The 25,426-nt window shown below is 65.1% G+C and carries 20 protein-coding genes; 3 read left to right on the forward strand and 17 right to left on the reverse strand.

Translation table 11 applies throughout. The features are described from left to right. Positions 1 to 1,986: DNA translocase FtsK (locus NLI84_RS13520; RefSeq protein WP_255991011.1), on the reverse strand; the 1,986-nt coding region annotated here is incomplete at its 3' end. A gap of 221 nt (positions 1,987 to 2,207) precedes the next feature. Here NLI84_RS13520 and fumC point away from each other — a divergent pair. Continuing rightward, the gene (gene fumC, locus NLI84_RS13525) at positions 2,208 to 3,605 is read left to right on the forward strand and encodes a class II fumarate hydratase (RefSeq protein WP_255991012.1); all 1,398 of its coding nucleotides are present in this window, start codon (positions 2,208 to 2,210) and stop codon (positions 3,603 to 3,605) included. A gap of 124 nt (positions 3,606 to 3,729) precedes the next feature. Then, the gene (gene mltB, locus NLI84_RS13530) at positions 3,730 to 4,767 is read left to right on the forward strand and encodes a lytic murein transglycosylase B (RefSeq protein WP_255991014.1); all 1,038 of its coding nucleotides are present in this window, start codon (positions 3,730 to 3,732) and stop codon (positions 4,765 to 4,767) included. 25 nt (positions 4,768 to 4,792) lie between these two features. On the opposite strand, the gene NLI84_RS13535 is transcribed toward mltB, so the two are convergent. The 11 genes from NLI84_RS13535 to NLI84_RS13585 all read right to left on the reverse strand — a co-directional run bounded on the left by NLI84_RS13535 (position 4,793) and on the right by NLI84_RS13585 (position 18,199). Further along, on the reverse strand, positions 4,793 to 7,882 hold the full coding sequence (locus tag NLI84_RS13535) for an error-prone DNA polymerase (protein ID WP_255991015.1): 3,090 nt from the start codon (positions 7,880 to 7,882) through the stop codon (positions 4,793 to 4,795). Next, positions 7,879 to 9,309 carry a Y-family DNA polymerase gene (locus tag NLI84_RS13540; protein WP_255991016.1) on the reverse strand — a complete coding sequence of 477 codons (1,431 nt, stop codon included), beginning with the start codon at positions 9,307 to 9,309 and terminating at the stop codon, positions 7,879 to 7,881. The genes NLI84_RS13535 and NLI84_RS13540 overlap by 4 nt, the downstream gene beginning before the upstream one ends. Further along, positions 9,242 to 9,934, reverse strand: coding sequence for a translesion DNA synthesis-associated protein ImuA (gene imuA, locus NLI84_RS13545; protein WP_255991017.1), 693 nt, complete (start codon positions 9,932 to 9,934; stop codon positions 9,242 to 9,244). The genes NLI84_RS13540 and imuA overlap by 68 nt, the downstream gene beginning before the upstream one ends. 99 nt (positions 9,935 to 10,033) lie before the next feature. Further along, positions 10,034 to 10,540 carry a FixH family protein gene (locus NLI84_RS13550; protein WP_255991018.1) on the reverse strand — a complete coding sequence of 169 codons (507 nt, stop codon included), beginning with the start codon at positions 10,538 to 10,540 and terminating at the stop codon, positions 10,034 to 10,036. Positions 10,541 to 10,597: 57 nt separating this feature from the next. Further along, on the reverse strand, positions 10,598 to 12,040 hold the full coding sequence (gene ccoG, locus NLI84_RS13555) for a cytochrome c oxidase accessory protein CcoG (protein WP_255991019.1): 1,443 nt from the start codon (positions 12,038 to 12,040) through the stop codon (positions 10,598 to 10,600). A gap of 157 nt (positions 12,041 to 12,197) precedes the next feature. Beyond that, positions 12,198 to 13,118, reverse strand: a complete 921-nt coding sequence (gene ccoP / locus NLI84_RS13560) for a cytochrome-c oxidase, cbb3-type subunit III (RefSeq protein ID WP_255991020.1) — start codon at positions 13,116 to 13,118, stop codon at positions 12,198 to 12,200. A gap of 21 nt (positions 13,119 to 13,139) precedes the next feature. Next, positions 13,140 to 13,319, reverse strand: coding sequence for a cbb3-type cytochrome oxidase subunit 3 (locus NLI84_RS13565; RefSeq protein WP_255991021.1), 180 nt, complete (start codon positions 13,317 to 13,319; stop codon positions 13,140 to 13,142). 6 nt (positions 13,320 to 13,325) lie between these two features. Further along, on the reverse strand, positions 13,326 to 13,940 hold the full coding sequence (ccoO, locus tag NLI84_RS13570; protein WP_255991022.1) for a cytochrome-c oxidase, cbb3-type subunit II: 615 nt from the start codon (positions 13,938 to 13,940) through the stop codon (positions 13,326 to 13,328). Between the two features lie 21 nt (positions 13,941 to 13,961). Continuing rightward, complete coding sequence (gene ccoN / locus NLI84_RS13575) at positions 13,962 to 15,383, reverse strand: cytochrome-c oxidase, cbb3-type subunit I (protein WP_255991023.1); 1,422 nt, start codon at positions 15,381 to 15,383, stop codon at positions 13,962 to 13,964. 213 nt (positions 15,384 to 15,596) lie between these two features. Further along, on the reverse strand, positions 15,597 to 15,788 hold the full coding sequence (gene ccoS, locus NLI84_RS13580) for a cbb3-type cytochrome oxidase assembly protein CcoS (protein WP_255991024.1): 192 nt from the start codon (positions 15,786 to 15,788) through the stop codon (positions 15,597 to 15,599). Then, complete coding sequence (locus NLI84_RS13585; RefSeq protein ID WP_255991025.1) at positions 15,788 to 18,199, reverse strand: heavy metal translocating P-type ATPase; 2,412 nt, start codon at positions 18,197 to 18,199, stop codon at positions 15,788 to 15,790. The genes ccoS and NLI84_RS13585 overlap by 1 nt, the downstream gene beginning before the upstream one ends. Positions 18,200 to 18,468: 269 nt before the next feature. Between NLI84_RS13585 and NLI84_RS13590 the strand changes: the two genes are divergently transcribed. Then, positions 18,469 to 19,743: an HD-GYP domain-containing protein gene (locus tag NLI84_RS13590; RefSeq protein ID WP_255991026.1), complete on the forward strand. Its 1,275-nt coding sequence runs from the start codon at positions 18,469 to 18,471 to the stop codon at positions 19,741 to 19,743. Between the two features lie 16 nt (positions 19,744 to 19,759). On the opposite strand, the gene NLI84_RS13595 is transcribed toward NLI84_RS13590, so the two are convergent. The 5 genes from NLI84_RS13595 to NLI84_RS13615 form a co-directional block, all read right to left on the reverse strand. After that, complete coding sequence (locus NLI84_RS13595) at positions 19,760 to 19,930, reverse strand: SUMF1/EgtB/PvdO family nonheme iron enzyme (RefSeq protein WP_255991027.1); 171 nt, start codon at positions 19,928 to 19,930, stop codon at positions 19,760 to 19,762. A 142-nt stretch (positions 19,931 to 20,072) separates the two neighbouring features. Then, positions 20,073 to 20,993, reverse strand: coding sequence for a 4-hydroxy-3-methylbut-2-enyl diphosphate reductase (gene ispH, locus NLI84_RS13600; RefSeq protein WP_255991028.1), 921 nt, complete (start codon positions 20,991 to 20,993; stop codon positions 20,073 to 20,075). Between the two features lie 8 nt (positions 20,994 to 21,001). Continuing rightward, complete coding sequence (lspA, locus tag NLI84_RS13605) at positions 21,002 to 21,508, reverse strand: signal peptidase II (protein WP_255991029.1); 507 nt, start codon at positions 21,506 to 21,508, stop codon at positions 21,002 to 21,004. Beyond that, on the reverse strand, positions 21,501 to 24,368 hold the full coding sequence (ileS, locus tag NLI84_RS13610) for an isoleucine--tRNA ligase (protein WP_255991030.1): 2,868 nt from the start codon (positions 24,366 to 24,368) through the stop codon (positions 21,501 to 21,503). The genes lspA and ileS overlap by 8 nt, the downstream gene beginning before the upstream one ends. A gap of 71 nt (positions 24,369 to 24,439) precedes the next feature. Continuing rightward, on the reverse strand, positions 24,440 to 25,408 hold the full coding sequence (locus tag NLI84_RS13615; RefSeq protein WP_308445827.1) for a bifunctional riboflavin kinase/FAD synthetase: 969 nt from the start codon (positions 25,406 to 25,408) through the stop codon (positions 24,440 to 24,442). Positions 25,409 to 25,426 lie beyond the last annotated feature (18 nt).

The following is a 25,426-nucleotide window of genomic DNA, read 5'->3' on the forward strand; positions in this document are numbered from 1 at the left end:
CAGCAGCGACAGGATCATCGCGTTGACCCCGACCGACTTGCCCGAACCGGTGGTGCCGGCCACCAGCATGTGCGGCGCCTTGGCCAGATCAGTGACGATGGGCTTGCCGGTGATGTCCTTGCCCAGCGCCATGGTGAGCTTGGAGGCGCTGTGCGCGAACTCCTCGGCGGCGAGGATTTCGGAGAGCCGGATCATCTGGCGGGTGGGATTGGGCAGCTCCATGCCCATGCAGGTCTTGCCGGGGATGGTTTCGACGACGCGGATCGACACGAGGCCCAGCGCGCGCGCCAGGTCCTTCATCAGGTTGACCACCTGGGCGCCACGCACGCCGACGGCGGGCTCGATCTCGTAGCGGGTAATCACCGGGCCGGCGTAGGCATCGAGCACGCGCACCTTGACCTTGAATTCGGCGAGCCGCTCCTCGATCAGGATGCCGCGCTCGATCAGCTCTTCGTCGGACAGTGAAACACCGCCCACGGTGGCCGGTTGCAGCAGGGAAACCGGCGGCAGCATGCTGTCGTCGTAGTGGCGCGGTGCCGGGCGCGGCGCGGCGGGCACGGGTGGCGCAGCGCGGCGTGCGATCAGCTCGGCAGCCCATGGCGCCACGTCGTCGACCGCGGCGTCGGGCAGGGCCGGCGCGATGATTTCTTCATCGAATTCCGTGAGCCATGGGGCAGGCATGACTGGAGCAGGCTGGGCAGGAGCGGGCGTTGTGGCCGTTTCCGCAGTCTCGAGGCCACGCTCCAGGATGCCGGTAAATACGGGCACGTGTTGCAGCTGGCCGGCGTCGAGTTGCGGCCAACTCAGCGAGGGGGGCGCTTGCGGGATCGGCGCGGTGCTGGGGGCATGCTCGGGCAGCTCGATCAGCAAGTCGTCGGCGAGCACGCCGGGGTCCGGTTCGATGCCTAGCGTGATGGGCGCGTGCATGACCACGGCTGCGGCAGCCGGCATCACCGGCAGGGGGGCTACCGGCGGCGTGGAATTTGCAGTGGACGTTTCTGAGGCCGGCGCACTCGCGACGGGCTTGCTGGCGGCGGCTGCAGCCTTGGCAGTATGCCGGATCACGGTTTTCGCAACCGGTTGCGCTGGCTTGGGCTGTGCTGGCGCGATAGGGCGCGGCGCAGGGGCGAGCCGCTCGCCATGGATTTCGCGTAGCCGGGCACGGATCTCGGCCGAGTCGATCACGGGCAGCGCCGTGGACTGCACCTGTGCCGGCGCGGCAGGCCGCGTGCGTGCCACACGTTGCAGGTTCTCCATCAACTGCGGCAGTTCGATCTTGGGCAAGGTGCGGCGCGGCGAAAGCTGCCACGCGTGCTCGGCAGGCGCGACCACGGCGGTATCCGTTTCCACGCTTGCAGGCCGGGCGATTTCCAGCGCCGGTGGGATTGTGGCTGGAAGATCATCGGTGTCTATGTCTCGGAGAGCGAATCCACCATCGATGGCGAAGTCGCTCAGCGTGGGCTGCTGGCGGCTGTCTACGCTGTCGATATCGGCCGCTGCGGGGGCATCGGTTTGGCGCAAGCGCTCACGCCAGCCATGGCGTGCTTCCCAGCCGTGCTCCAGCAATTCGCCCGCGCATTCGAACACGGCACCCCAGCCGCGGCGAGCCCAAAGCGGTAACCCCACGGCTATGCCCACAGCCAGGGCCAGCAGGCCGGCAGCAGCATTTGGCAAGGCGTTGAAGGTGAGCCAGGCCCCGAGCAAGGGGCGGCTGCCTTGCAACAGGTATTCGCCGATGGCCAGGCCAGCGCCGAGCAGCACGATGCCGCCCCATTGACTTGCCGCGATACGTGGCACCCGGCTGGCGCGCCAGGCATGCCAGCCACGCTGCAGCAGCGCGGCGATCAGCAGCCAGGCGGGCAAGCCCAACAGTGCGCGCAATGGTGCATGGCGGCCGGGGGCAGTCATCACGATGGCAATGACGGCCAGCGCCCCCCAGAACAGGGCTCGGTGGAAGGAATTGCGGGGCTGGGCGGGTTGGAGCATGGCAGATGTACGTCGTGGGCTGAGCGGGAAACACGGCCCGATTTGTATTGCATATCAAGCGCTTGACCCTGAATCGGGCTGCGCAGGAACCGGCCCGCAGCTTACCACAGCGCACCTTGTGGTGCGCGTACGCCGGCGGCGGAAAACGTGGTTTCACGGCTTGACTTGATCACCGCGACGCGCATTACTGGGAGTCGGACCCAACCGGATGGGAGCGAGCGATGGCAACGAGGCAGGAAACCGATTCAATGGGGGCGATCGCCGTACCCGCCGACCGTTATTGGGGCGCTCAAACGCAGCGCTCGATCCAGAATTTCCCCATTGGCGTGGCACGCTTTCGCTGGCAGCGACCGATGATACGCGCGCTGGGCATCCTCAAGCGGGCCGCCGCCGAGGCCAATGCCGAAGTGGGCGAGCTGTTACCGGATGTGGCGACCCTGATCGTGCGCGCGGCCGACGAGGTGATCAGCGGGGCGCTCGATGAGCATTTTCCGCTGGTGGTGTTCCAGACCGGATCGGGTACGCAATCCAATATGAATGCCAACGAGGTGATCTCCAACCGTGCCATCGCGCTCGTCGGCGGCATTCCCGGCAGCAAGCAGCCGGTGCACCCGAACGATCATGTGAACCGGGGCCAGAGCTCGAACGATACTTTTCCCACCGCCATGCATATCGCCGTGGTCGAACAGGTGCATGCGCGGCTCCTGCCTGCGGTGACCCAGCTGCGCGATACGCTGGCGGCCAAGGCAGCCCAACATGCCGAAGTGGTGAAGACCGGGCGCACCCATCTGCAGGACGCCACGCCGGTAACGGTAGGCCAGGAGATCGGGGCCTGGGTGGCGCAGATCGATTTCGGCCTCGACGCCGTGCGCCATGCGTTGCGGGGCGTGTTGCAGCTGGCGATCGGCGGCACAGCGGTCGGCACCGGGCTCAATGCGCATCCCGAGTTTGGCGCACGCTGCGCCGCGCGTATCGCTGCGCTGACCGGGCACGATTTTGTCGATGCGCCGGACAAGTTCTTTGCGCTGTCGGCACACGATGCGCTGGTGCAGACGTCGGCGGCACTGCGCACGCTGGCCGGTGGTTTGTTCAAGATGGCCAACGATGTGCGCTGGCTGGCCAGTGGCCCGCGCTGCGGCATCGGCGAGTACACCATCCCCGAGAATGAACCGGGCTCGTCCATCATGCCCGGTAAGGTGAACCCCACGCAGTGCGAGGCAATGACCATGGTTTGCGCCCAGGTGTTCGGCAACGATGCCACAGTGGCTTTTGCTGGCAGCCAGGGCAATTTCCAGCTCAATGTGTACAAGCCGGTGATGGTGCATAACGTGCTCGAAAGCATCGAACTGCTGGCCGATGCCTGCCTCGCGTTCGACGAGCATTGCGCGCAGGGCCTCGCGCCCAACCTGCCGCGCATCGAAGCCAATCTCGCGCAGAACCTGATGCTGGTGACGGCGCTCAACCGGCACATCGGCTACGACAAGGCGGCCAGCATCGCCAAGAAGGCGCACCAGGAAGGGCTGACGCTGAAAGCGGCGGCGCTGGCGCTGGGCTATCTCACCGAGGACGACTACGCACGCTGGATCGTGCCGATCGACATGACGCGGCCCAGCGCGTGAATGCGTTGTGTCGCAGGGTGTCGGCCCCACGCCGGGATAGCGGCCGGCTTTCCCTGTGGCCGTGGCCATCGTTACAATCGACCTACCACCTACTTGCAGCGATTGCTGCTCCCTTGGAAGCCTGATGCCCGCTCTGCGCACCGCTTTGTTGTCGCTTGCCCTGATCTGCCCGTTTTCCCATGCCGACGAAGCGTTGCTGATGCGCCCCGAAGTCGCGCAGTACCTCGACGAAGTCGCCGCCAGCCAAGAGTTCGATCGCACCGAGCTTGACGCATTGTTCCTGCGTGTCGAGCCGCAGCCTAAGATCCTCGAATACTTCGACAGGCCCGGCACCAGCAAGCCGTGGTACCAGTTCCGCGGCAACTTCCTGGTGAAATCGCGCATCGCGGGTGGCGCCCGCTTCATGCGGCGTTATTCGGAGCAACTCGATGCCGTTTACCAGCGCTACGGTGTGCCGCAGGAAATCATGAGTGCCATCGTCGGCATCGAAACCAACTACGGTCGCAGCACCGGCAGCTACCGCGTGCTCGACGTGCTGACGACCATGACCTTCGATTACCCGCGTCGCGCCGAATTTTTCCGCAAGGAACTGACCGAGTTCCTGATCCTGGCGCGCGAGGAAAAAGAAGACCCGCTCAGCTTTACCGGCTCCTACGCCGGTGCCATGGGCTGGCCGCAGTTCATGCCCTCGAGCTACCGCCAGTGGGCCGTCGACTGGAATGGCGATGCGCACCGCGATATCTGGGGCACGGCGGACGACGTGGTGGCCAGCGTGGCGCATTACCTGGCTGAACACGGCTGGCAGCGCCATGGTCCCGGCATCGTGCCGGTGAACGTGGCGGCCGACCACCAGCTGGCCGACATCATGGCCCAGCCGTTCGATCTGACCCGCAGCGCCGGGGATCTGATGGCGCTGGGCGTGCAGCCGATCTCCGAGCTCGATACCCAGGCGCCCTCCGTGGTGTTCACGCTGGAAACCGAGCCGGGCGTGGAGCGGCACTACCTGGGCTTCAGCAATTTCTACGCCGTGACGCGCTACAACCGCAGCAAGCATTACGCCACGGCAGTGTTCGAGCTGGCCGCGGCCATTCGCCAGGCCTACACGGACGAGGTCGATCTCAAGCCGGCGCCGACACCGACCAAGAAGACTGGCAAGCGCTGAAGCCACGTTATGACCGGCACCGGCGCTAGTGGAAATCCCGGCTACGGGTATCGAGCCGGCCCAAGAGATGGCTGAGGTTGACGAGGCGCTTGGCCAAGAGGTGCACCACCTGGCCCTGGCGCTGCACCACGCCATAGACCGCCATCAGCCGTGAGGTCAAAAGCTCGCGGCGCTGCGTGTCGGCCAGATCCCGCCAGACGATCACATTGACGTTGCCGGTTTCATCCTCCAGCGTCACGAAAGTGACCCCACTGGCGGTGTCCGGTCGCTGCCGTCCGACCACGATGCCGCAGGCCCGGGCGATACGGCCGTTTGGGCAGGCGCGGATCTCGGTCGCGGTCAGCAATCGCTGCGCAAGCAGTCGTGGGCGCAACAGGGTGAGCGGATGGGATGCCAGCGTCAGCCCCATGCTGCGGTAGTCGGCGACCAGGTCTTCGCCGGCGCTGGGCGCGGCAAACAGGTCCGGCCCCGCATCGCTGGGTGTGTGCCCCAGGTCATCCTGCGCCACCAGCCCGGCAGCTTGCCAGTGCGCGGCGCGGCGGTGCCCTGCCAGGCTGGCGAGGGCACCGGCATCGGTCAGCGCGTTGAGCGCACGACGCTCCAGCCCGGTCAGCGCCTGCAGCGCATCGAGCGAGGCGTAGCCGCCGGCAGGGCGGCATTCGGCGACGGCTACGCCGGTTGCCGCAGCGAGGCCGCGTACCCGGTTAAAGCCCAGCCGCACCGCCGGTTGAGCGGCCCCGGTTTCTTCCAGGGTGCAATCCCAGGCGCTGTGTTGCACATCGACCGGACGCACTTCGATGCCGTGGCGACGCGCATCCTGGATCAATTGCGAGGCTGAGTAAAAACCCATGGGCAGCGAGTTGAGCAGACCGCACAAAAAGGCTGCGGGTTCGAAGCATTTGAGCCAGGCCGAGATGTAGACCAGGATGGCGAAGCTGGCGGCGTGCGATTCCGGAAAGCCGTATTCCGAGAAGCCTTCGATCTGGCGCAGGATGCGATCGGCGAAATCGCCGTCATAGCCGTTGGCGGTCAGGCCGTCGTAGAGGCGTTGTTTGTGTTGCTTGAGATCACCGGTACGGCGCCACGCTGCCATGGACCGGCGCAGCTGATCGGCCTCACCCGGCGTGAATCCTGCAGCGGTGATGGCCAGCTGCATCACCTGTTCCTGAAAGATCGGCACGCCCAGCGTGCGTTCCAGCACTTTTTCGACCGCGGGACTCGGGTAGCTGACCGCCTCCTCGCCGGTACGCCGTCGCAGATAGGGGTGGACCATGCCGCCCTGGATGGGGCCGGGCCGCACGATGGCGACCTCGATCACCAGATCGTAGAACCGTTCGGGACGTAGCCTCGGCAGCATGGCCATCTGCGCGCGCGATTCCACCTGGAACACGCCGATGGCGTCGGCACGGGACAACATGCGGTAGACGGCGGGGTCTTCGCGCGGCACATCCTGCATGGTGAACGGGATGCCGCGCCGCTGCGACACCAGCGCCAGTGCCCGGCGTATCGCCGACAGCATGCCCAGCGCCAGCACGTCGACCTTCAACAACCCCAGTTCTTCCAGATCATCCTTGTCCCACTGGATGATGGTGCGCTCCTTCATCGCCGCGTTCTCGATCGGCACCAGCCGTGCCAGCGGGCCGGCGCTGATGACGAAACCGCCGACATGCTGCGACAGGTGCCGCGGGAAACGCCGCAGCGCGCGCGTCAACGCCAGCAACAGCTCGACCTGGCGATTGGCCGGATCGAGCCCGGCTTCGGTCATGCGTTGGGCCAGCTGGTCGGGGCTGTCCCACCATGCCAGGTTGCCGCCCAGCCGCTCCAGCTGGTCCTCGGCGAAACCGAGCGCCCGGCCCACGTCGCGCAGCGCGCTGCGGGTGCGATAGGTGATGACGGTGGCGGCGATCGCGGCGCGTTCGCGCCCATATTTGTTGAACACGTACTGGATCACCTCTTCGCGCCGGTCGTGCTCGAAATCGACATCGATATCGGGCGGCTCGCCACGCTCTGCCGAAATGAAGCGCCCGAACAGCAGGTTGCCATCCTCCGGCCGTACTTCGGTGATACCCAGCGCATAGCACACTGCCGAATTCGCCGCCGAGCCCCGCCCCTGACACAGAATGCCCTCGCTGCGGGCGAAACAGACGATGTCGTACACGGTGAGAAAGAACGCCTCGTACTGCAGCTGCGCGATGATGGCGAGCTCTTTGGCGATTTGCTCCCGTACCCGCTGCAGCGGGCCCTGCGGGTAGCGCTTGGCCAGGCCCTCTTCGGTGAGTGCAGCCAGGTGCGTGCTGGCGGTGAGACCGTCCGGCACCAGTTCGCTCGGGTATTCGTAGCGCAGCTCGGTCAGCTGGAAGCTGCAGCGCGCGGCGATCCGTTCGGTTTCGGCAAGCAGCGCCGCCGGGTAGAGTTGCGCCAGTTTCGCGCGCGCTCGCAGGTGACGCTCGCCATTGGGGAACAGCGCCATGCCGCAATGCGCCACCGGCGTGCCGAGCCGGATGGCCGTGAGGACATCCTGCAACGCGCGGCGCGAACGGGCATGCATGTGCACGTCGCCCGCGGCCACCAGCGGCAGGCCACACTGTTGCCCCAGCCACGCGCACTGCGCCAGCCGCTCGGCGTCGCTCGGGCCGTGCAGCAGCGATACCGCCAGCCAGGCACGCTCGCCGAACAACTGGGCCAGCCAGTGGCCATCGGCCGGGTCCGCGTCGTCGGCAGGTAACCACAGCGCCAGCAGGCGCTGGGCGCGAGCGGCGAGATCGTCGCGGGTGAGATGGTAGCTGCCCTTGTCGGCACTGCGCCGGCCGACGGTGATGAGCTCGGCCAGATCGCCGTAGGCGAGACGATCGGGCGCCAGCAGCACCAGTTTCAGCCCGCAGGCCAGCGTGAATTCGCTGCCGACGATCAGCTTGAATGCGAGTTTCCTGGCCGCAGCATGGGCGCGGACGATGCCGGCCAGCGAGCATTCGTCGGTGATGGCCAGTGCGCTATAGCCCAGCGCGCTGGCGCGTGCGATCAGCTCCTCGGCGTGCGAAGCGCCGCGCTGGAACGAGAAGTTGGACAAACAATGCAGCTCGGCGTAGCCGGGCGGCGGCAGGCTGGGCGCTGTCATGCATAGACTCCGTGCAGCCACCAGCTGTGGTCGGCCCGGTTCTGGAAAATCCAGTAGCGCGCGCCCGCAGGCGATTGCGCCTGGTAGTAATCGCGTGCGGCGGGATCGCCATCCCACCAGCCGGCCTCGATCCGCTCGGCAGGCCCCAGCAACTGCAAGGGCCCGTGGTGCCAGGGCTGCTGGTCGCGCAGCGTCAATGCCTGCGGTTGCGACAGCAGCCAGCCGGGGCGCGGGCCTACCGGCAGTGGCGGGCTGGCTGTGCCCGCTGCCACGGTGATGCTGGCATGCTCGGGGCGGTGATCGGGCACGGTGGCGATGCCGGTGACGGCCTCTGGCCCCAGCCGGGCGGCCAGGCGCGCCAGCAACAGATCGATTTCGCCTGCTGTGCCAGGGGCGCCGAACAGGTCGCGGGCCTCGCCATCGAGCCGGTACAGCGTGTCGGCCACCAGGGTGACCGAGGTGGCGGGTGCCGCCAGCCGGTAATGCGTGATCCGCTCCTTGAGCACGCCCAGCCAGTCCGCAGCCGTGCGGCTGGGCCGGCCGATACCCAGGGTCAGCTGGGTCGGCGCCAGGTCTTCGTGCGTAAAGCGAAACTGCAGCTGCTGCACCCCCAGGCCACGCCCGCAGAGAAAGGCACCGAGGCCGTCGAGCAGGCGGGCTGCGAGCTTGAGAAACACGGTGACGGATTCCACCGGCCAGTCCAGATCGATGGTGCGTGCGTACCGGTCCGGCGCCTGGTAGGGCTCGCGGGGATCGGGCACCAGGCCCAGTGCCTGGTCGAAGAGCCGAGTCAGCGCCGGGCCGAAGCGGCGATTGAGGCCGGCACGGGGCAGGGCCAGCAACTCGGCCACGGTATAAAGTCCCAGTTGCTGTGTCAGCGCCCGGGCGGGAGCATCGAGCGGCAATACGGCCAGAGGCAGGACGCCCAGCCGCTGCGGCAAGTCGTCGAGCCGTTCCACGGGCTGTGCGTCGCCACGGCAGGCCAGCCATTGAGCCGCAAGCGGCGTCGGGGCGAGGGCGCTGCGCCAGTTCTGATCGGCAAGGCCCTGAGCCACGCGGGCGCGCAGCGCGGCCAGCCCGCCGAAGTAAGCAAGGCAACCGCCGATCTCCAGCAGCAGTGTGGCGGGTGGGGCGATCACCACGGTGGGCGTGAACTGTAGTGCCCAGGCGGCGCGTTCCTGCAGTAGCTCGGCTTCGCGCTCGGGGCGACGGCGATGGATGATGAGCTCGTTGACGAGCGCCAGTGCGGCGGAAAGCTTCATGTCCGGCCTAAGCCCGAGGCTCGCTGCCAGATCGTCGACTTGCGCCAGCCGCTCGCCCCGGCCGTGGCTGGCCACCACGATGCGTGGGCGTGCCGGTTCAGGCAGCGACTCGGCCGGGAAGACGTCGAGCGCCAGCGTATGCAGATGGAGTGCCAGCCAGAGCATGGCGGATCTCGTGATTGGTCAGCAAAATGGGGGTAGTCAGCGGCAAGCCGCGCCGTTTGAGCACGCGTAGCTGCCAGCCTGCCGGTTGGGCGCTGAGGGCCAGCCGCAAGGGAAAGGGCGAGCTCACATCCACCGTCACGCCATGGCGCAGCAGAAAGCCCGCACCCTGGCCACGGCGTGCGGCAAGTTGCAGGCGCCGAGCGCTGCGATCATCCAGCGCGCCGGCCAACCAGCCCAGCACGGCCGCGCAGCCAGACTCGGCCAGGGCTTGCTCCAGCGCCCACAGCAGATCGGTCCGGTTCTGGGGACGCAGCCAGATCAAGCGCTCCGGCGCAATGCCGGCCTGGGCCCAGGCCGGCGCATACGGGGGCCAGGGAGGCGCTACCAGCACCACGCGCCCGGCCGTGCGGCGCAGCGCGGGCCACAGCAGCCGCAATTCACCCTGACCGGGCGTGTGCAGCAACTCGTTGATCTGACCCAACCCCCAGCCCTCGCCGGGCAGCGCGGCATCGAGCGCGGCATGGCCGCTTGGCAGGATGGCATGCGTGCTGCAGTCATCACCGCGCCAGATGGCGGGATGCCTGAGCACATCGTGCAGGGTCAGGGAGGCAGGACTGGAGGACATGGGGAATCATCACGTGATTCCCCAAGATTATAGAACGATCGTTCCATTGTCGAACTGACTGGATGGAAGGCGATGCAGCGTCAGTGGCGCGAGACCAGGTTACGATGCCTGCGGCGCCAGAACCAGCGGTTCCAGGCTGTCGAGTTTCCATACGCCAGTCAAGCGCCATTGCCCTGCGCCGTCGGCCAGCTCGATGCGCCAGCGCGGCTGGTTCAGGGCATGGGGCAGGGTGGCGGTATAGAGCCGGTTGCTTTCGCGCTTGAGCACGACGGTCTGGTCAAGGCCGGCGCGGGTGGGGTGCAGCAGCTTCAACGTCAGTGCACCTTCGACCGGGTGGACGAAGACCAGGCGCAGCGTGCGGCCGTCCTCGGCCAGCAATACCTGGGCCGATATACCCAGCGTGGCGGCCCTGCGGTCGCGATCGAGCAGCGTGTTGATCGCCTGGCCTTCCTTGTAATAGTCGTCGCTGACGAGCCCGTCGAAGGAGCTGCTGGCGAGGATGATCATGGCGATGCCGCCGACGACAGATAGCGCCGGGATGGCAATCAGGAACCAGGGCCAGAATTGCTTGTACCAGGGCAGGGTGGGGACAGTGGTGGCGTGCATCTTGTTCTATTGCTGTAAGGGGTTCTATCGATGTACAGGGCGTATGGCGGACTGACCTCAGCGATTGAGGAAGGTTGCCTTTTCACGGGTATTGATCTTGGGCGCATCGTCGGCGCTCACGATGATCCGGATCTCGCGGGCGCCCTTGGGGGCGTTTTCCGGTGGCACCTGCAGCTTGACGGTCACGTCGACGATGCCGGTCGATTCGACCAGTACCCGGTTGTCGTTCTCGGCCAGTACGCGCATGCCGGGCAGCCCTTCGGCTTCGATCACGAACACGTGCGCGTTTTCATCGGCGTTTTCGATCTGCACGCGGTAGCTGTTCTCGACCCAGCCTTCGTCGGTTTCGCGCACCAGCGCCACGCGGTCGCGCGAGATATTCACCTTGAGCGGCTGGCGCAGCCAGAGCGAGACGGCGGTGATGGCGAACACGATGCTCAGCAACACGGCATACATCACCACGCGCGGGCGCTTGAGGCGTTGCCAGAAGCTGCCTTCGGGCACCTTGTGCTCCAGCACGTTCTGCGTGGTGTAGCGGATCAGGCCGCGCGGGTACTGCATCTTGTCCATGATCTCGTCACAGGCGTCGATACAGGCGGTACAGCCTATGCATTCGTATTGCAGGCCTTCGCGGATGTCGATGCCGACCGGGCACACCTGCACGCACATCTTGCAGTCGATGCAATCGCCCTTGCCGTCGGCCTTGTAGTCGCTGCCGCGTTTGCGTGGACCGCGCGGCTCGCCGCGTTCGGCGTCGTAGCTGACGATCAGCGTGTCCGCGTCGAACATCACGCTCTGGAAGCGGGCGTAGGGGCACATGTATTTGCACACCTGCTCGCGCAGCCAGCCGGCGTTGCCATAGGTGGCAAAGCCATAGAACAGGACCCAGAACGTCTCCCACGGGCCAAGGCCGAAGCTGATCAGCGATTGCCACAGCTCCTTGATCGGCGTGAAGTAGCCGACGAAGGTGAAACCGGTCCACAGCGAGAACACGATCCAGACCGTGTGCTTGATGGCCTTGAGCCGGATCTTGCGCGCGTCGTTAGGGCCGTTGTCGAGCTTGATCCGCTGCATGCGATCTCCCTCGATCCACTTCTCGGTCCACAAAAACATCTGCGTGTAGACGGTCTGCGGACAGGCGTAACCACACCAGAGCCGCCCGCCTATGGTGGTCCAGGCAAAGAGGCCGAAGGCGCACAGGATCAGGAGCGCAGTGAGGTAGATGAAATCCTGCGGCAGGAAGATCAGGCCGAAGATGTAGAACTTGCGCTCGGCCATGTTGAACAGCAGCGCCTGCCGTTCATTGATGGTGACCCAGGGCACGCCGTAGAAGAAGAGCTGCGTGGCGAAGACGAAGAAGATGCGCCACTTGTTCCAGAAGCCGTTGATCCAGCGCGGATAGAGCTTCTTGTGCTTGGCGTAGAGCTTGACCTCCTCGTACTCGCCATCATCCTTCACCTGGACGACGGTGACCGGAATCTCCTGCAGCTTCTTGCTCATGGGCATTTCCTTCAAAGTGCTGTTGCCAGCGTGCCCGGGGTGGGGACGCGCTGACAGCAGCGTTCTGAAGCATCCTTCCAGTTCGGAAGACGATCCAGAAGCGGCAACGGGCGGGAAGACCCCGCCCGTTGCGCATCACAGCGGGTACTGGCGGGCCTTACTGCTTGGCCGCAGCCTGGTTCTGCGACAGCCCGTAGACATAGGCAGCGAGCAGATGGACCTTGTCGTCGCCGAGGAAGGCCTGCCAGGGCGGCATCACGTTGTCGCGGCCGTTGGTAATGGTTTCGATGATGGTGGCTTCGGAGGCGCCGTACAGCCAGACGTTGTCGGTCAGGTTCGGCGCACCGATTGCCTGGCTGCCCTTGCCATCGGCCTGGTGACAGGCCACGCACACTTGCTTGAAGGTGGCCTCGCCGCGGGCCGCGCGCAATTCGTTGGTCGGACGACCGGACAGCTTGAGCACGTAGTTGGCGACATCCTTGACCTTTTCCTCGCCGAAGGCGGCGCCGAAGGCCGGCATCTGGCCGTGGCGACCCTGGTTCAGCGTCTCGACGATCTTCTCCGGCGTGCCGCCGTGCAGCCAGTCATTGTCGGTCAGGTTCGGAAAGCCCTTGGCACCCTGGGCATCAATGCCGTGGCACTGGATGCAATAGGTGTTGAACAGGCTCTGGCCCAGCCCGCGCGCGTTTGCATCCTTGGCCACCTGCGCCACCGGCATCGCCTTGTACTTGGCGAAGATCTCGCCGTACTTGGTATCGGCCTTCTGGACCTCAGCCTGGTGCTGGCCCTCTTGCGACCAGCCCCAGACGTTGCCGACGACGACGAGGCCTGGATAGAACACCAGATAGGCGAACGAGAACACGATGGTGCCGTAAAAGAGGGCGACCCACCAACCCGGCAGCGGGTTGCTGTATTCCTCGAGATCGCCGTCCCAGACGTGGCCGGTGACGTCGGCTTTTTCGCCTTTCTTCAGCTTCATCGTGCTCTGGCTCTTCACCAGATAGCCCAGCCACAACAGCCCCGCGATGGAGACGATGGCGATGAAGATGCCCCAGAAACCGCTAGTGAAATCCGTCATTTTTTCTCAACTCCGCTGGGGTCAGGACTGCTTGTCGCCTGGATGCGATTCGGGTTCGTCGTCGTCGCCCAGAAACGGCAGCTGGGCCGCTTCATCCATGTCTGCCTTGTTGTGGCGGCTGTAGGCCCAGAAGCACACCCCCACGAAGAAGGCGAAGCACACGACGGTGAACAGGATCCGGATCAGGTTTTGCCAGTCCATGCCCGATTACCTTTTGTTCTTCAGTGCAAGGCCCAGGCCCTGCAGGTAGGCGATGATGGCGTCCATCTCGGTCTTGCCCTCGACCGCAGCCGCGGCACCGGCGATTTCGGCGTCGGTATACGGCACGCCCAGCTTGCGCAACGCGGCCATATGAGCCGGCATGGCCTCGGCATCGACCTTGTTGGCGGCAAGCCAGGGGAACGGCGGCATGATGGATTCGGGAACCACGTCCTGCGGCCGGGTCATGTGGGCGCGGTGCCACTCGTCCGAGTAGCGGCCACCGACACGGGCCAGATCCGGGCCGGTACGCTTGGAGCCCCACTGGAACGGACGGTCATAGACCGATTCGCCGGCCACCGAGTAGTGACCATAGCGCTCGGTCTCGGCGCGGAACGGCCGGATCATCTGCGAGTGGCAGGTGTAACAGCCTTCGCGCACATAGATGTCGCGCCCGGCCAGTTGCAGCGCGGTGTACGGCTTGACGCCCTCGATGGGTTGGGTCACCGATTTCTGGAACATCAGTGGCAGGATTTCGACGAACATGGCCACGCTGACGACGAGCACCGTCAGCACGATCAGCCAGCCCACCTTTTCTTCGATCAGAGTCTGTAACTTGTTCATTTTTCTATGCGTTCCGTGACATCAGGCGTGGGCGTGGACGACCGGGATCTGGGCGTCGACCGGGCGACCGACCGTCGCCGTGCGCAGCACGTTGTAAAGCATCATCACCATGCCCGCCAGGAACATCGCGCCACCGAGGAAACGCACGAAGTAGTACGGGTGGGTGGCCTTAACCGCGTCGATGAAGGCGTAGGTCAGCGTGCCGTCCGGGTTGACCGCGCGCCACATCAGGCCCTGGGTCACGCCGGCGATCCACATCGAGGCGATGTAGAGGACGGTGCCGATGGTGGCGACCCAGAAGTGGGTTTCGATCAGCTTGACCGAATACATCTGCTCGCGACCGAACAGGCGCGGTACCAAGTAGTAGATCGAGCCGATGGTGATCATTGCCACCCAGCCCAGCGCGCCCGAGTGCACGTGGCCGATGGTCCAGTCGGTGTAGTGCGACAGCGCGTTCACCGTCTTGATCGCCATCATCGGGCCTTCGAAGGTCGACATGCCGTAGAACGACAGCGCGGTGACGAGGAACTTCAGGATCGGATCGGTGCGCAGCTTATGCCAGGCGCCCGACAGCGTCATGATGCCGTTGATCATGCCGCCCCATGACGGTGCCAAGAGCACCAGCGAGAACACCATGCCCAGCGACTGGGTCCAGTCCGGCAGCGCGGTGTAGTGCAGATGGTGCGGGCCGGCCCACATATAGGTGAAGATCAGCGCCCAGAAGTGCACCACCGAAAGGCGATACGAATAGACCGGACGGCCAGCCTGCTTGGGCACGAAGTAATACATCATGCCGAGGAAGCCCGCGGTCAGGAAGAAGCCCACGGCGTTGTGACCGTACCACCACTGCACCATGGCATCGACGGTGCCGGCGTAGGCCGAATACGACTTCAGTGCGCCAGCCGGCATCGCCATACTGTTGACGATGTGCAGCAGCGCCACGGCGAGGATGAAGCCGCCATAGAACCAGTTGGCCACGTAGATATGCTTGACGCGGCGCTTGGCGATGGTGCCGAAGAACACCACGGCGTAGGCCACCCACACCAGCGTGATCAGGATGTCGATCGGCCATTCGAGCTCGGCGTATTCCTTGCCGCTGGTGTAGCCCAACGGCAGGGTGACGGCGGCGAGCACGATCACCGCCTGCCAGCCCCAGAACACGAAGGAAGCCAGACCATCGGAGATCAGCCTCACGTTACAGGTGCGTTGCACCACGTACAGCGAGGTGGCCATCAGGCCGCAGCCGCCGAAGGCAAAGATCACCGCATTGGTGTGCAGTGGGCGCAGGCGGCCGAAGTGAAACCAGGGGCCGACGTTCAGCTCTGGCCAGACCATCTGGGCGGCGATCACCACCCCGACCAGCATGCCGACAATGCCCCAGACCACAGTCATGATGGCGAATTGCCGTACCACTTTGTAATTGTATGTGGCTTGGTTTTCCATGTAACGCTCCGAGGAGTCTCCAAAACTAGAATGGGTAAGGCTGGATGCGGGCGGTGAGCTTGAAAAAAACGACCCCTGGCGCGGGGCAGACTTCCGCCATCATGTGCGTATGTAAGGGTGTCGTGCGGACTATAGCCAAGTGGCATGGTCCGCACCCTTGATCGGGATCAAGGCATGCGACGATCGGCGCGCATTTTACGCGTAAGCGAGTTTCTAGTCTCGCGTTTTTTGCTCGGAAGCCTCATTTTCATTGGCTTTGCGCGGCATGTCGTCGTCATGGAAAATGCGGTGTGCCGGGCCTTCCAGATCGTCGAGTTGGCCGCTGCGGATCGTCCACCAGAATGCGGCGCCTATGCCCAGCGCGATCAGCACCGACAGCGGGATCAACAGATAAAGGCTTTCCATCACGACTCCTTACGGGTCAGGCGCAGTGCATTGCCGACCACGATCAGCGAGCTTGCCGCCATGCCCAGGCTGGCGAGCCAAGGGGTCACGATGCCAGCCACGGCCAGCGGCAGTGCTATCACGTTGTAGCCCAGCGCCCAGGCCAGGTTCTGGCGCACGATGGATCGCGTGCGCTGGGCGGTATCGAGCGTGGTGGGCAGTTCGGTCAGGCGGTTGTCGAACAGCACGGCGTCGCCCGCCGCCTGCGCCACGTCGGCCGCGGCCCCCATGGCGATCGAAACGTCGGCCCCGGCGAGGACGGGCGCGTCGTTCACGCCATCACCCACCATCAGCACGCGCCGTCCCTGCGCCTGCAGCGCCTTCAGATAGGCCAGTTTGTCTTCGGGGCTGGCGCCGGCCGCGACATGGGCTATGCCGAGTGCTTGCGCGATCGCCTGTGCTGCAGCAGCGTGGTCGCCGCTCAGCAGATGCAGCACCAGCCCACGTGCGCGCAACGCTGCGACCATGGCCGATGCATCGGGCCGCAGCGTGTCGGCCAGCGTGAACACGGCGAGAATACCCGCGTGGTCGGCCAATACCACGGGTGTGCCATCAACGTTGATATCTAGGGCATGGCCGAATTGCCCGGCCACGAAAGCGGGCGAGCCGATCGCGTATACCGTGCCGGCGACCTGACCGGTGAGCCCGCCGCCGGGATGATTGCGGACATCGAGCGCGCTCAGTGTGGTTTCAGTGTGCAGCGCTCTGGCCAGCGGATGCTCGGAGGCGGACTCCAGGGCGGCGGCGAGTGCGCGCGCTTGGGCTTCGCTGCCTTTACGCACGTCGATGCGCACGAGCTGCGGGCTACCCAGCGTCAGCGTGCCGGTCTTGTCGAATACCACATCGCTGACATCGGAGAGCGCATCGAGCGCATGGCCGCGCGTCACCAGTACACCGCGCCGCGCCAGCATGCCGGTGGCCGCGGTCAGCGCCGCGGGCGTGGCAAGCGACAGCGCGCAAGGGCAGGAAATCACCAGCACTGCCACGGCGATGGGTAGCGCATGGCTGGGGTCGTGGCTGTGCCAGTACCAGTAAGCTGCTGCGGCTACGATCAGCAGCGCAAAGACAAACCAGCCGGCGACCCGGTCTGCCAGCTGCGCGACCTGTGGTTTTTCCGCCAGGGCGCGATCGAGCAGGCGCACGATGCCGGCGAGCCGGGTCGCTTCGCCCACTTCAACCACCTGCACGACCAGGGGAGAACTGCGATTGACGGTGCCGCCGGTGACGGGGTCTGCTGGCGCCTTGGCGACGGGTCGGCTCTCGCCGGTGAGCAACGCTTCGTCAACGTCGGAGGCGCCGTCGAGCACGCGGCCGTCGGCCGGGATCGTCTCGCCCGCTTTCACCAGCAAGACGTCGCCAGGGACGAGGCTTGCCACGGTGGCTTCGTGCGCGCTGCGCTCGGGCCAGTTGACCAACTTGTGGGCAAAGGCCGGGATCAGCTTCACCAAGCCTTCGAGCGCCGCGCCGGCCTTTTGCCGCGCCCGCGTTTCCAGGTAGCGGCCCGCCAGTAGCAGGAACACGAACATCGAGACCGAATCGAAATAGACCTCGCCGTGGTCGGCGACGAGGGCGTAGACGCTGGCGAAGAACGCCGTCAGCACGCCGATGCTGACCGGCAGATCCATGCCGGCGCGGCCACGCTTCAGATCGCGCCAGCTCGATTGATAAAACGGCCAGCTCGAATACAGCACGACAGGCAACGTCAGCAGGCCGCTGGCCCAGTGCATCAGGTTCAGCCACACGCCGTCGATCTCGCCGGGGCGCGAGGTATAGATCGGCACCACGAACATCATCACTTGCATCATCGACAGCCCCGCAACCCACAGCCGGAACAGCGCGGCCTTGCGCTGCTTTTCGGCGGCGGCCTCGCGCCGGGCGGTGTCGTAGGGCTCTGCGCGATAGCCGATGGCGGCGACGGCTTCCAGGATGGCGGAAAGACTGGTGCGCGTCGTATCCCAGCGCACGCGGGCGCGATGCGTGCTGTAGTTGATCGCCACCTCCAGCACGCCGGGCACGCGGGCGATCTGGCGCTCGTTCAGCCAGACACAGGCCGCGCAGACGATGCCTTCGACCAGCAGCGCGGCTTCCCGCGTCTCGCCCTCGCCCTCGCCGTGCACGAAGCTCTGCTGCAGCGCCGGATCGTCATAGAGCCGCAACTGCTCGCGGACTTCCTCGGGCAACGGTGCGGCCCGCTCGGCCGGCTTGTCACGCTGGGTGTAGTAGTCACCCAGGCCCGCATCGATGATGCTCTGGGCGACTGCCTGGCAGCCGGCGCAGCAGGCAGCTTGCTCGGTATCGCGGTAGAGGATGGCAAGGACGGGGCCGGATGGAACCGGTTCGCCGCAATGAAAGCAGACAGGCGCTGAGGGCATGGTGGCGATTTTACCGCGAGCGCGGCCCCATGGTGGGGCCGATGCCGCAACACCCCGGTTTACGCGAATTCCGCAATTGACCGGCTGCCGCCTGTCGGTGGCACTGCGAGTCAGCCCCACTGGCTTGCCGGTGTCGTATGTGGGCTCAGCACAACGTCATTGCTGATTTTCGCAGGCTGGGGCTTGCGATCTAAGCGGTACGTTTTGATAATTAGCGAATTCTTATTAAAACGGCGGCCCTTTGTCCAAAGGATCGCGGGAGGAAGAGGATGGAAGACCCCAGTCTTGCGCGCGTAAACCAGCATTATCTCGATCGTGTCATTGCAGCGTCCCAACAGCGGGATATCGAGGCGAGCGAGGACATCTACAGCGAAAATGGCATCAAGCTGCTCTCCAAGGGCGCGCGCATTTCCGGTGCCTCGCAGGAACGCCTGATCCTGCACAAGCTCAAGAAGCCGCTGGAAAGCTGTCTGAGCGTCAGCGAGGGTATCGATGCCAACCAGCTGGTGGCCATAGGCCAGCAGGTGATCGAGTCGGCGCCGGGGCTCGCCCCACTGTTCAATGACTTCGGCCTGCTGCCGCGCCTGCGTGATATCCCGCTCAATCCAGCCACTATCAGCATGCTTACCGTGGCGCACAGTCACGATCCACGCATGCTGCCGCACTACGTGCTGGTCGCGCTCTTGGCGCTGGGCCTCGGCCGCCGGCTCAAGCTGACCGAAACCGAGCTTGGCGTCGTGGCGGCGGCCGGCTTGTTGCACGATATCGGCGAGCTCTACATCGACCAGCGGCACCTCGACCGCTCGCAGGTATTGACACCGGAAGCATGGCGCCAGATTGCCGTGCACCCGGTGATTGGTCACAAGCTGGCGCGCGAGGTCTGCGGCATGCCCGATGCGGTGGCGCAGGCGATACTGCAACATCATGAGCGCGGCGATGGCGGCGGCTATCCGCGTGGCCTGCCGGCCAAGGAATTAGGTCGGGAAGGGCGGGTCGTGGCGGCAGCAGAAATGATCGCGTCGCTCGCCGAGCATGGCGAGCATCCGCTCGAGCGCGCCGAGGTGGCGCTGCGCATCGTGCCGATCGAATACGATCCGGATCTGGTCTCGGTGGTGTCGCAGGCGATGGGCGAGTGCCGCCCGGCCGAGTACCGGTTCGCACCGGACGCGCAGGATGCCGAGCGCACGCACGCGCTGTTCAGCCGTATCGGCCGCGCGCTGGAACTGATGAACCAGATCCAGCATGAGCTGCCGCAGCGCGAGCCGGCATCGCGCCAACTTTACGATCGCGCGCACCGTCGCTTCGGGATGATACAGCGCGCGTTTTCCAGCACCGGGCTCGACCTGTGCGGCGAGCGCAAGGATTTCGAACAACTGCTTGGCGATACCTCCGGCTGGCTGCAGTTCGAGGTGGGGCTGGTGCTGGGCGAGATACGCTGGCGCCTGCGCGAGCTGGCGCGCGATCTGGCGATGCGGGCCACGCAGGTATCACCGGCGGAGGCGAGCTACTTCCAGCCGCTGGTCGACGTGCTGCACGACGGCTGATCCTGCCATCCGTTTTTCAATCGGCGCGCACCGTGCGGAACCCCACGTGCGAGGTGGGCCGGTCGATCTCCTGCGGATGCCGGGCTGTCGCCCGGTAGCGTACGCAGAAATGGGCTGCACACAGAAAGGAGCCGCCCTTGATCACGCCGTTCGCGTTACGGCGCAGCGGCTTGGCGCGCTCTGCCACGCTGGCGAACGGATCGTATAAATTTTATCGTTAAGCCACGCGCCCGGTATCGAGTACCTTGGTGTATGTTTTTGCCCGGGGCGATGTGGCAGGCATGAAAAAGCCCGTGCAGCGCACGGGCTTGATCGGGGCTGCGCCGGACTCAGGCCAGGCCCTTGGGCAAGGAGAACACCACATTTTCCTCTATGCCATCCATGGGGGTGACGGTCTGCGCGCCGTATTGCTTGATGCGGTCGATCACCCGCTGTACCAGGATGTCCGGCGCCGAGGCGCCGGCGGTGATGCCGACCTTGACATGGTCATCGAACCACTCGGGCTTCAGCTCGGTTTCGTTGTCGACCATGTAGGAGGCGATGCCGAGGTTGGCCCCGACTTCGCGCAGTCGGTTGGAGTTGGAGCTATTGGGTGACCCGACCACGATCAGCAGGTCGACATCGCGTGCCAGTTGTTTCACCGCATCCTGGCGGTTCTGCGTGGCGTAGCAGATATCGTCCTTCTTGGGGCCGACGATATGCGGGAAGCGGGCGCGCAGCGCGTCGATCACCACCTGGGCGTCGTCGACCGATAGCGTGGTCTGCGTGACGTAGGCGAGCTTTTCCACGTCGGCGACGGCGAGTGTGTTCACGTCCTCGACGTCCTCGACGAGGTACATGCCGGCCTGCGACTGACCCATGGTGCCTTCGACCTCGGGGTGGCCCTTGTGGCCGATCATGATGATTTCAAAGCCCTGCTCGCGCAGCCGCTTCACTTCCAGGTGCACCTTGGTCACCAGCGGGCAGGTGGCGTCGTAGACCGCGAGGCCGCGCTCGGCCGCCTCGGCGCGCACCGCTTGCGAGACACCGTGCGCGGAGAAGATCACCGTGTTGCCGGGTGGCACATCGGCCAAGTCCTCGATGAAGATCGCGCCCTTGGCCTTCAGATCCTCGATCACGAACTTGTTGTGGACCACTTCGTGGCGCACGTAGATCGGAGCGCCGAACCGTTCCAGCGCCTTCTCGACGATGGCGATGGCGCGGTCAACGCCGGCGCAGAAGCCGCGCGGCTGGGCGAGGATGATATGCATGTCCGGTTTCATTGCGTCGAAGCCTGTTTCGCGTTGGTTTTGCTGCTGCGGAAACTGTCCCACACCATCAGCACGGCGCCGATGCAGATCGCCGAATCGGCGATATTGAACGCGGGGAAGTACCAGCTGCGATAGTAAACCTGGATGAAGTCGATCACATGGCCAAACAGCACCCGGTCGATCACGTTGCCGATGGCGCCACCCATGACCAGCGACAGCGCCAGCGACTGCAGCGTCTCGGTGTGATGTTTTTTCAGCATCCAGATGATCCAGCCGGACACCGCGAAGGCCAGCACGGTGAAGAAGTGGCGCTGCCAGCCGCCGGCGTCGGCGAGGAAAGAGAACGCCGCACCGGGGTTGTAGGCAAGCGTCAGGTTGAAGAGGCCCGGGATCACCGGGTGCTGCTCGCTGTGAACGAACAGCGCCTCGATCACATGCTTGCTCGCCTGGTCGAGCACGATGACGACCAACGACACCGCGATCCAGCGCCAGAAGCCGAAGACCTGCTTAGGCATGTTGACGATCCTCGCCGGCACCGAACAGGTTGCCGTGGCAGCGCGCGCACAGGCCCGGATGCTCGGCATGGCTACCCACGCTCGGAGTGTAATGCCAGCAGCGCTCGCACTTGGCGGCTTCAGACGGGATGACGGCGACGGTGGTCGTCTCGCCCGACTTGAGCTCGGCTTTCGAGGTGATCAGCACGAACTTGAGCTCATCGCCCAAGGCCTGCAGCGCGGCCAGCGTATCGCCGGCGGCGGTCAGTGCGATCTCGGCCTGCAGGCTGGAGCCCAGCTTGCCATCGGCACGCAGCACCTCGATGTCCTTTTGCACTTGCGTGCGCACTTCACGCACCAGCGCGAACTGGGCCGACAGCGCATCGGCTTCGCTCACGGCGGGAACAGCGTGCCATTGCGACAACTGGACGTTCTCTTCCAGCGTGGCATCGATGCCGCGCAACACGTCCCACACCTCGTGCGCGGTGAACGACAGGATGGGCGCCAACAACCGGGTGAGCGACTGGGTGATATGCCACAGTGCGGTTTGCGCCGAGCGGCGGCCCGCGCTGTTAGCATGCATCGTATAGAGGCGGTCCTTGATGATGTCGAGGTAGAACGAGCCGAGCGCTTCCGAGCAGTAGGCGTGGATTTCCTGCACCGCGACATGGAACTCGTACTTATCGTAGAGCGCGGTCACCTTGGCTTGCACGGCAGCCAGTTCGACCAGCGCGTAGCGATCCAGCGTCAGCAGCTCGCTCACCGGCAGCGCGTCGCCGGCCTGGAAGTCCGACAAATTGGCCAGCAGGAAGCGCAGCGTGTTGCGCACGCGGCGATAGGCGTCGGTGGTGCGCTTGAGGATCTCGTCCGAAATGGTCAGCTCACCCGAGTAATCGGTGCTGGCCACCCACAACCGCAGCATGTCGGCGCCCATCTTGTTGATCACTTCCTGCGGCGCGATCACGTTGCCTTTGGACTTGGACATCTTCATGCCCTTGCCATCGACGACGAAGCCGTGGGTCAAGAGCTGCTTGTACGGCGCGCGGCCTTCGGTGGCGCAGCCGGTGAGCAAGGACGACTGGAACCAGCCACGATGCTGATCGGAGCCTTCCAGGTACAGATCGGCCGGCCAGACGAATTCGTCGCGCTGGCGCAGTACGGCGTAATGGGTCGAGCCCGAATCGAACCAGACATCGAGCGTATCCTTCAACTTGCGGTAGTGCGCGGCATCCGCGCCCAGCAGTTCTTCCGGGTCGAGCTTGAACCAGGCTTCGATGCCCTCGGCCTCGATGCGTTGGGCTACCCGTTCCAGCAGCTCACCCGAGCGCGGGTGTAGCTCGCCCGTTTCCTTGTGCACGAAGAAGGCCATCGGCACGCCCCAGTTGCGCTGGCGTGAGATGCACCAGTCCGGGCGGTTGCCGATCATGGCTTCCAGCCGGGCGCGGCCCCAGGCCGGGAAGAACTCGGTATCTTCGACCGCCTGGTTGGCGATGCTGCGCAGTGTCTTGCCGGCGACCTCTTGCTCCATCGCGATGAACCACTGTGCGGTGGCGCGGAAGATGATGGGCGTCTTGTGGCGCCAGCAGTGCGGGTAGCTGTGCTCCAGCTTCTTGTTGGCCAGGAGCGCACCGCGTTCTTCCAGCGTGGCCAGCACCAGCGGATTGGCTTCCCAGACCGTCTTGCCAGCAAACAGCGGCGTGGTCGAGATAAAGCGGCCATCGTCGGCCACCGGGTTGTCGACCGCTAGCTTGTACTTGAGGCCGACGTTGTAGTCGTCCAGGCCATGTGCCGGCGCGGTGTGGACGAGGCCGGTACCGGCCTCAATCGTGACATGGTCGCCCAGGATGATGGGCACGCTGCGATCTGCGAACGGGTGTTGCAGCAGCAGGCCTTCCAGCGCTGCGCCGCGCGCCTGGGCGATCACCTCGTTGGCGTCGATGTCGTAGCGCTTGAGCGCCGCCTCGGCCAAGTCGCGCGCCAGGATCAGCAGCCCCTTCTCGGTGGCGATCAGGTCGTATGTCAGCTCCGGGTGCACGGTCACGGCCTGGTTGGCCGGCAGCGTCCACGGCGTCGTGGTCCAGATCACGGCGTAGGCCGGCTGATCGCCGATCGCTACACCGCCGAAGGCCTTGGACAGGGCGGCAACGTCGAGCAGGCGGAAACCGACGTCGATGGCTGGCGAAACCTTATCCTCGTACTCGACCTCGGCCTCAGCCAGCGAAGAGCCGCAATCGACGCACCAGTGCACGGGCTTCTGTCCCTTCACCATGTAGCCATTGGCGTGGACCTTGCCGAGTGTGCGCACGATGTCGGCCTCGGTCTTGAAATCCATGGTGCGATACGGCTGTTCCCAGTCACCCAGCACACCCAGGCGGATGAAGTCCATCTTCTGCCGCTCAATTTGCTTGGTCGCATACTCGCGGCACAGCTCGCGGGTGAAGGCGGCCGGCAGCGCCGTTTCCTTGGGATCGAGCCCGTTGGCCTTGCGGTAGTCGACGATGCGGGCGTGGATGTCTGGATTGGCCTTGACCGCATCCTTGTCGCTCTTCACCAGCTTTTCGATCTGGTGCTCGATCGGCAGGCCGTGGCAATCCCAGCCTGGCACGTAGGGCGCGTCAAACCCGGCCAGCGTCTTGGACTTGATGATGATGTCTTTGAGGATCTTGTTGACCGCATGGCCGATATGGATGTCGCCGTTGGCGTAGGGCGGGCCATCGTGCAGCACGAACTTGGGGCGGCTAGCGGCCTTGTCGCGCAGTTTCTTGTAGAGCTGTGCATCCTGCCATTGCTGCAGGAAGCCGGGTTCGCGCTTGGCGAGATCGCCCCGCATCGGGAACGGCGTGTCGAGCAGGTTGACGGGGTACTTGTTTTGTTCAGACATGGTGACTCATCGCAGGAATTCGGTATCGGTTGCCGGCTTGGCCGGCGACGGGAAACACGGCCCCCGTCCGCTCACGGACGGGGGATGCTAATTCGTTTGCCGCGCCGAGCAAACCAGGCACGCGCGTCATCGCAATCGCGCGCGATCTGCGCGATCAGCGCCGGCAGGCCGTCGAACTTGGCCTCGTCGCGCAGCTTGGCGAGAAAGCGCACCTGCAGGTGCTCGCGGTAGATCTGGCGGTTGAAATCGAACAGGTGCACTTCCAGCACCGGCGCGGCGCCCGCGCCCTTCACCGTTGGGCGCACGCCCAGGCTGGCCACGCCCTGGTAAGTGCGCTCCAAGCCAGCGACTTCAACCACGAAGATGCCCAGCATGGGCGGGCGGTTATGGCGCAGCTGGATGTTGGCCGTGGGAAAGCCGAGCTCGCGCCCGAGCTTGTCGCCGCCGACGACACGGCCGGAGATCGAATAGGGACGCCCCAGCAGATCGGCCGCGTGATCCATATCACCCGATACCAGTGCATCGCGTACCGCGGTCGACGAGATGCGCCCGCCGTCGAGCGCGACAGTGGCCAGGTTGTGCGTCTCGAAGGCGGTGGCCGCTTTGAGCAGGTCGAAGTCCCCGGCGCGCTTGGCGCCAAAGCGAAAGTCGTCGCCCACCAGCAGATAGCGCACGCTCAGTTGCCGCGCCAGCACGTCGTCGCGGAAGGTAAGCGCGTCGATGCCGGCAAAGTGGCGGTTAAAGGGTTGGATGATGAGGCTGTCTATGCCTTCGCTGCGCAGCAGCTCGATCTTCTCGCGCAGGCTGGTCAGGCGGGCCGGCGCCTCGCCGGGGCTGAACAGCTCGCGCGGGTGTGGCTCGAACGTGATCAGCGCCGTCGACAAGCCCCGCACCGCGGCCGCGCCGCGCAGTTCGGCCAACATGGCGCGATGACCAAGGTGCAGGCCATCGAAGTTGCCGATGGTCAAAGCACAGGGGGGCAGGGCGGCATGGTGCACGCCGCGATAGATGCGCATGGGCAGGAGGTCGCGCCAAGTCATTGCAGAACAGGGGATTTT

Source organism: Chitinolyticbacter albus, from assembly GCF_024437655.1.
GTDB lineage: Bacteria > Pseudomonadota > Gammaproteobacteria > Burkholderiales > Chitinibacteraceae > Chitinolyticbacter > Chitinolyticbacter albus.

What these genes read in the sequence shown, in the direction of transcription:
- ccoO (WP_255991022.1), bottom strand. Translation starts at nt 13,940, where the DNA reads ATGAACAAGTTACAGACTCTGATCGAAGAAAAGGTGGGCTGGCTGATC.
- NLI84_RS13585 (WP_255991025.1), bottom strand. Translation starts at nt 18,199, where the DNA reads ATGCCCTCAGCGCCTGTCTGCTTTCATTGCGGCGAACCGGTTCCATCC.
- NLI84_RS13590 (WP_255991026.1), top strand. Translation starts at nt 18,469, where the DNA reads ATGGAAGACCCCAGTCTTGCGCGCGTAAACCAGCATTATCTCGATCGT.
- NLI84_RS13540 (WP_255991016.1), bottom strand. Translation starts at nt 9,309, where the DNA reads ATGCTCTGGCTGGCACTCCATCTGCATACGCTGGCGCTCGACGTCTTC.
- fumC (WP_255991012.1), top strand. Translation starts at nt 2,208, where the DNA reads ATGGCAACGAGGCAGGAAACCGATTCAATGGGGGCGATCGCCGTACCC.
- mltB (WP_255991014.1), top strand. Translation starts at nt 3,730, where the DNA reads ATGCCCGCTCTGCGCACCGCTTTGTTGTCGCTTGCCCTGATCTGCCCG.
- NLI84_RS13565 (WP_255991021.1), bottom strand. Translation starts at nt 13,319, where the DNA reads ATGGACTGGCAAAACCTGATCCGGATCCTGTTCACCGTCGTGTGCTTC.
- ileS (WP_255991030.1), bottom strand. Translation starts at nt 24,368, where the DNA reads ATGTCTGAACAAAACAAGTACCCCGTCAACCTGCTCGACACGCCGTTC.
- lspA (WP_255991029.1), bottom strand. Translation starts at nt 21,508, where the DNA reads ATGCCTAAGCAGGTCTTCGGCTTCTGGCGCTGGATCGCGGTGTCGTTG.
- NLI84_RS13550 (WP_255991018.1), bottom strand. Translation starts at nt 10,540, where the DNA reads ATGCACGCCACCACTGTCCCCACCCTGCCCTGGTACAAGCAATTCTGG.
- imuA (WP_255991017.1), bottom strand. Translation starts at nt 9,934, where the DNA reads ATGTCCTCCAGTCCTGCCTCCCTGACCCTGCACGATGTGCTCAGGCAT.
- NLI84_RS13615 (WP_308445827.1), bottom strand. Translation starts at nt 25,408, where the DNA reads ATGACTTGGCGCGACCTCCTGCCCATGCGCATCTATCGCGGCGTGCAC.
- ccoP (WP_255991020.1), bottom strand. Translation starts at nt 13,118, where the DNA reads ATGACGGATTTCACTAGCGGTTTCTGGGGCATCTTCATCGCCATCGTC.
- ccoG (WP_255991019.1), bottom strand. Translation starts at nt 12,040, where the DNA reads ATGAGCAAGAAGCTGCAGGAGATTCCGGTCACCGTCGTCCAGGTGAAG.
- ccoN (WP_255991023.1), bottom strand. Translation starts at nt 15,383, where the DNA reads ATGGAAAACCAAGCCACATACAATTACAAAGTGGTACGGCAATTCGCC.
- NLI84_RS13535 (WP_255991015.1), bottom strand. Translation starts at nt 7,882, where the DNA reads ATGACAGCGCCCAGCCTGCCGCCGCCCGGCTACGCCGAGCTGCATTGT.
- ccoS (WP_255991024.1), bottom strand. Translation starts at nt 15,788, where the DNA reads ATGGAAAGCCTTTATCTGTTGATCCCGCTGTCGGTGCTGATCGCGCTG.
- ispH (WP_255991028.1), bottom strand. Translation starts at nt 20,993, where the DNA reads ATGCATATCATCCTCGCCCAGCCGCGCGGCTTCTGCGCCGGCGTTGAC.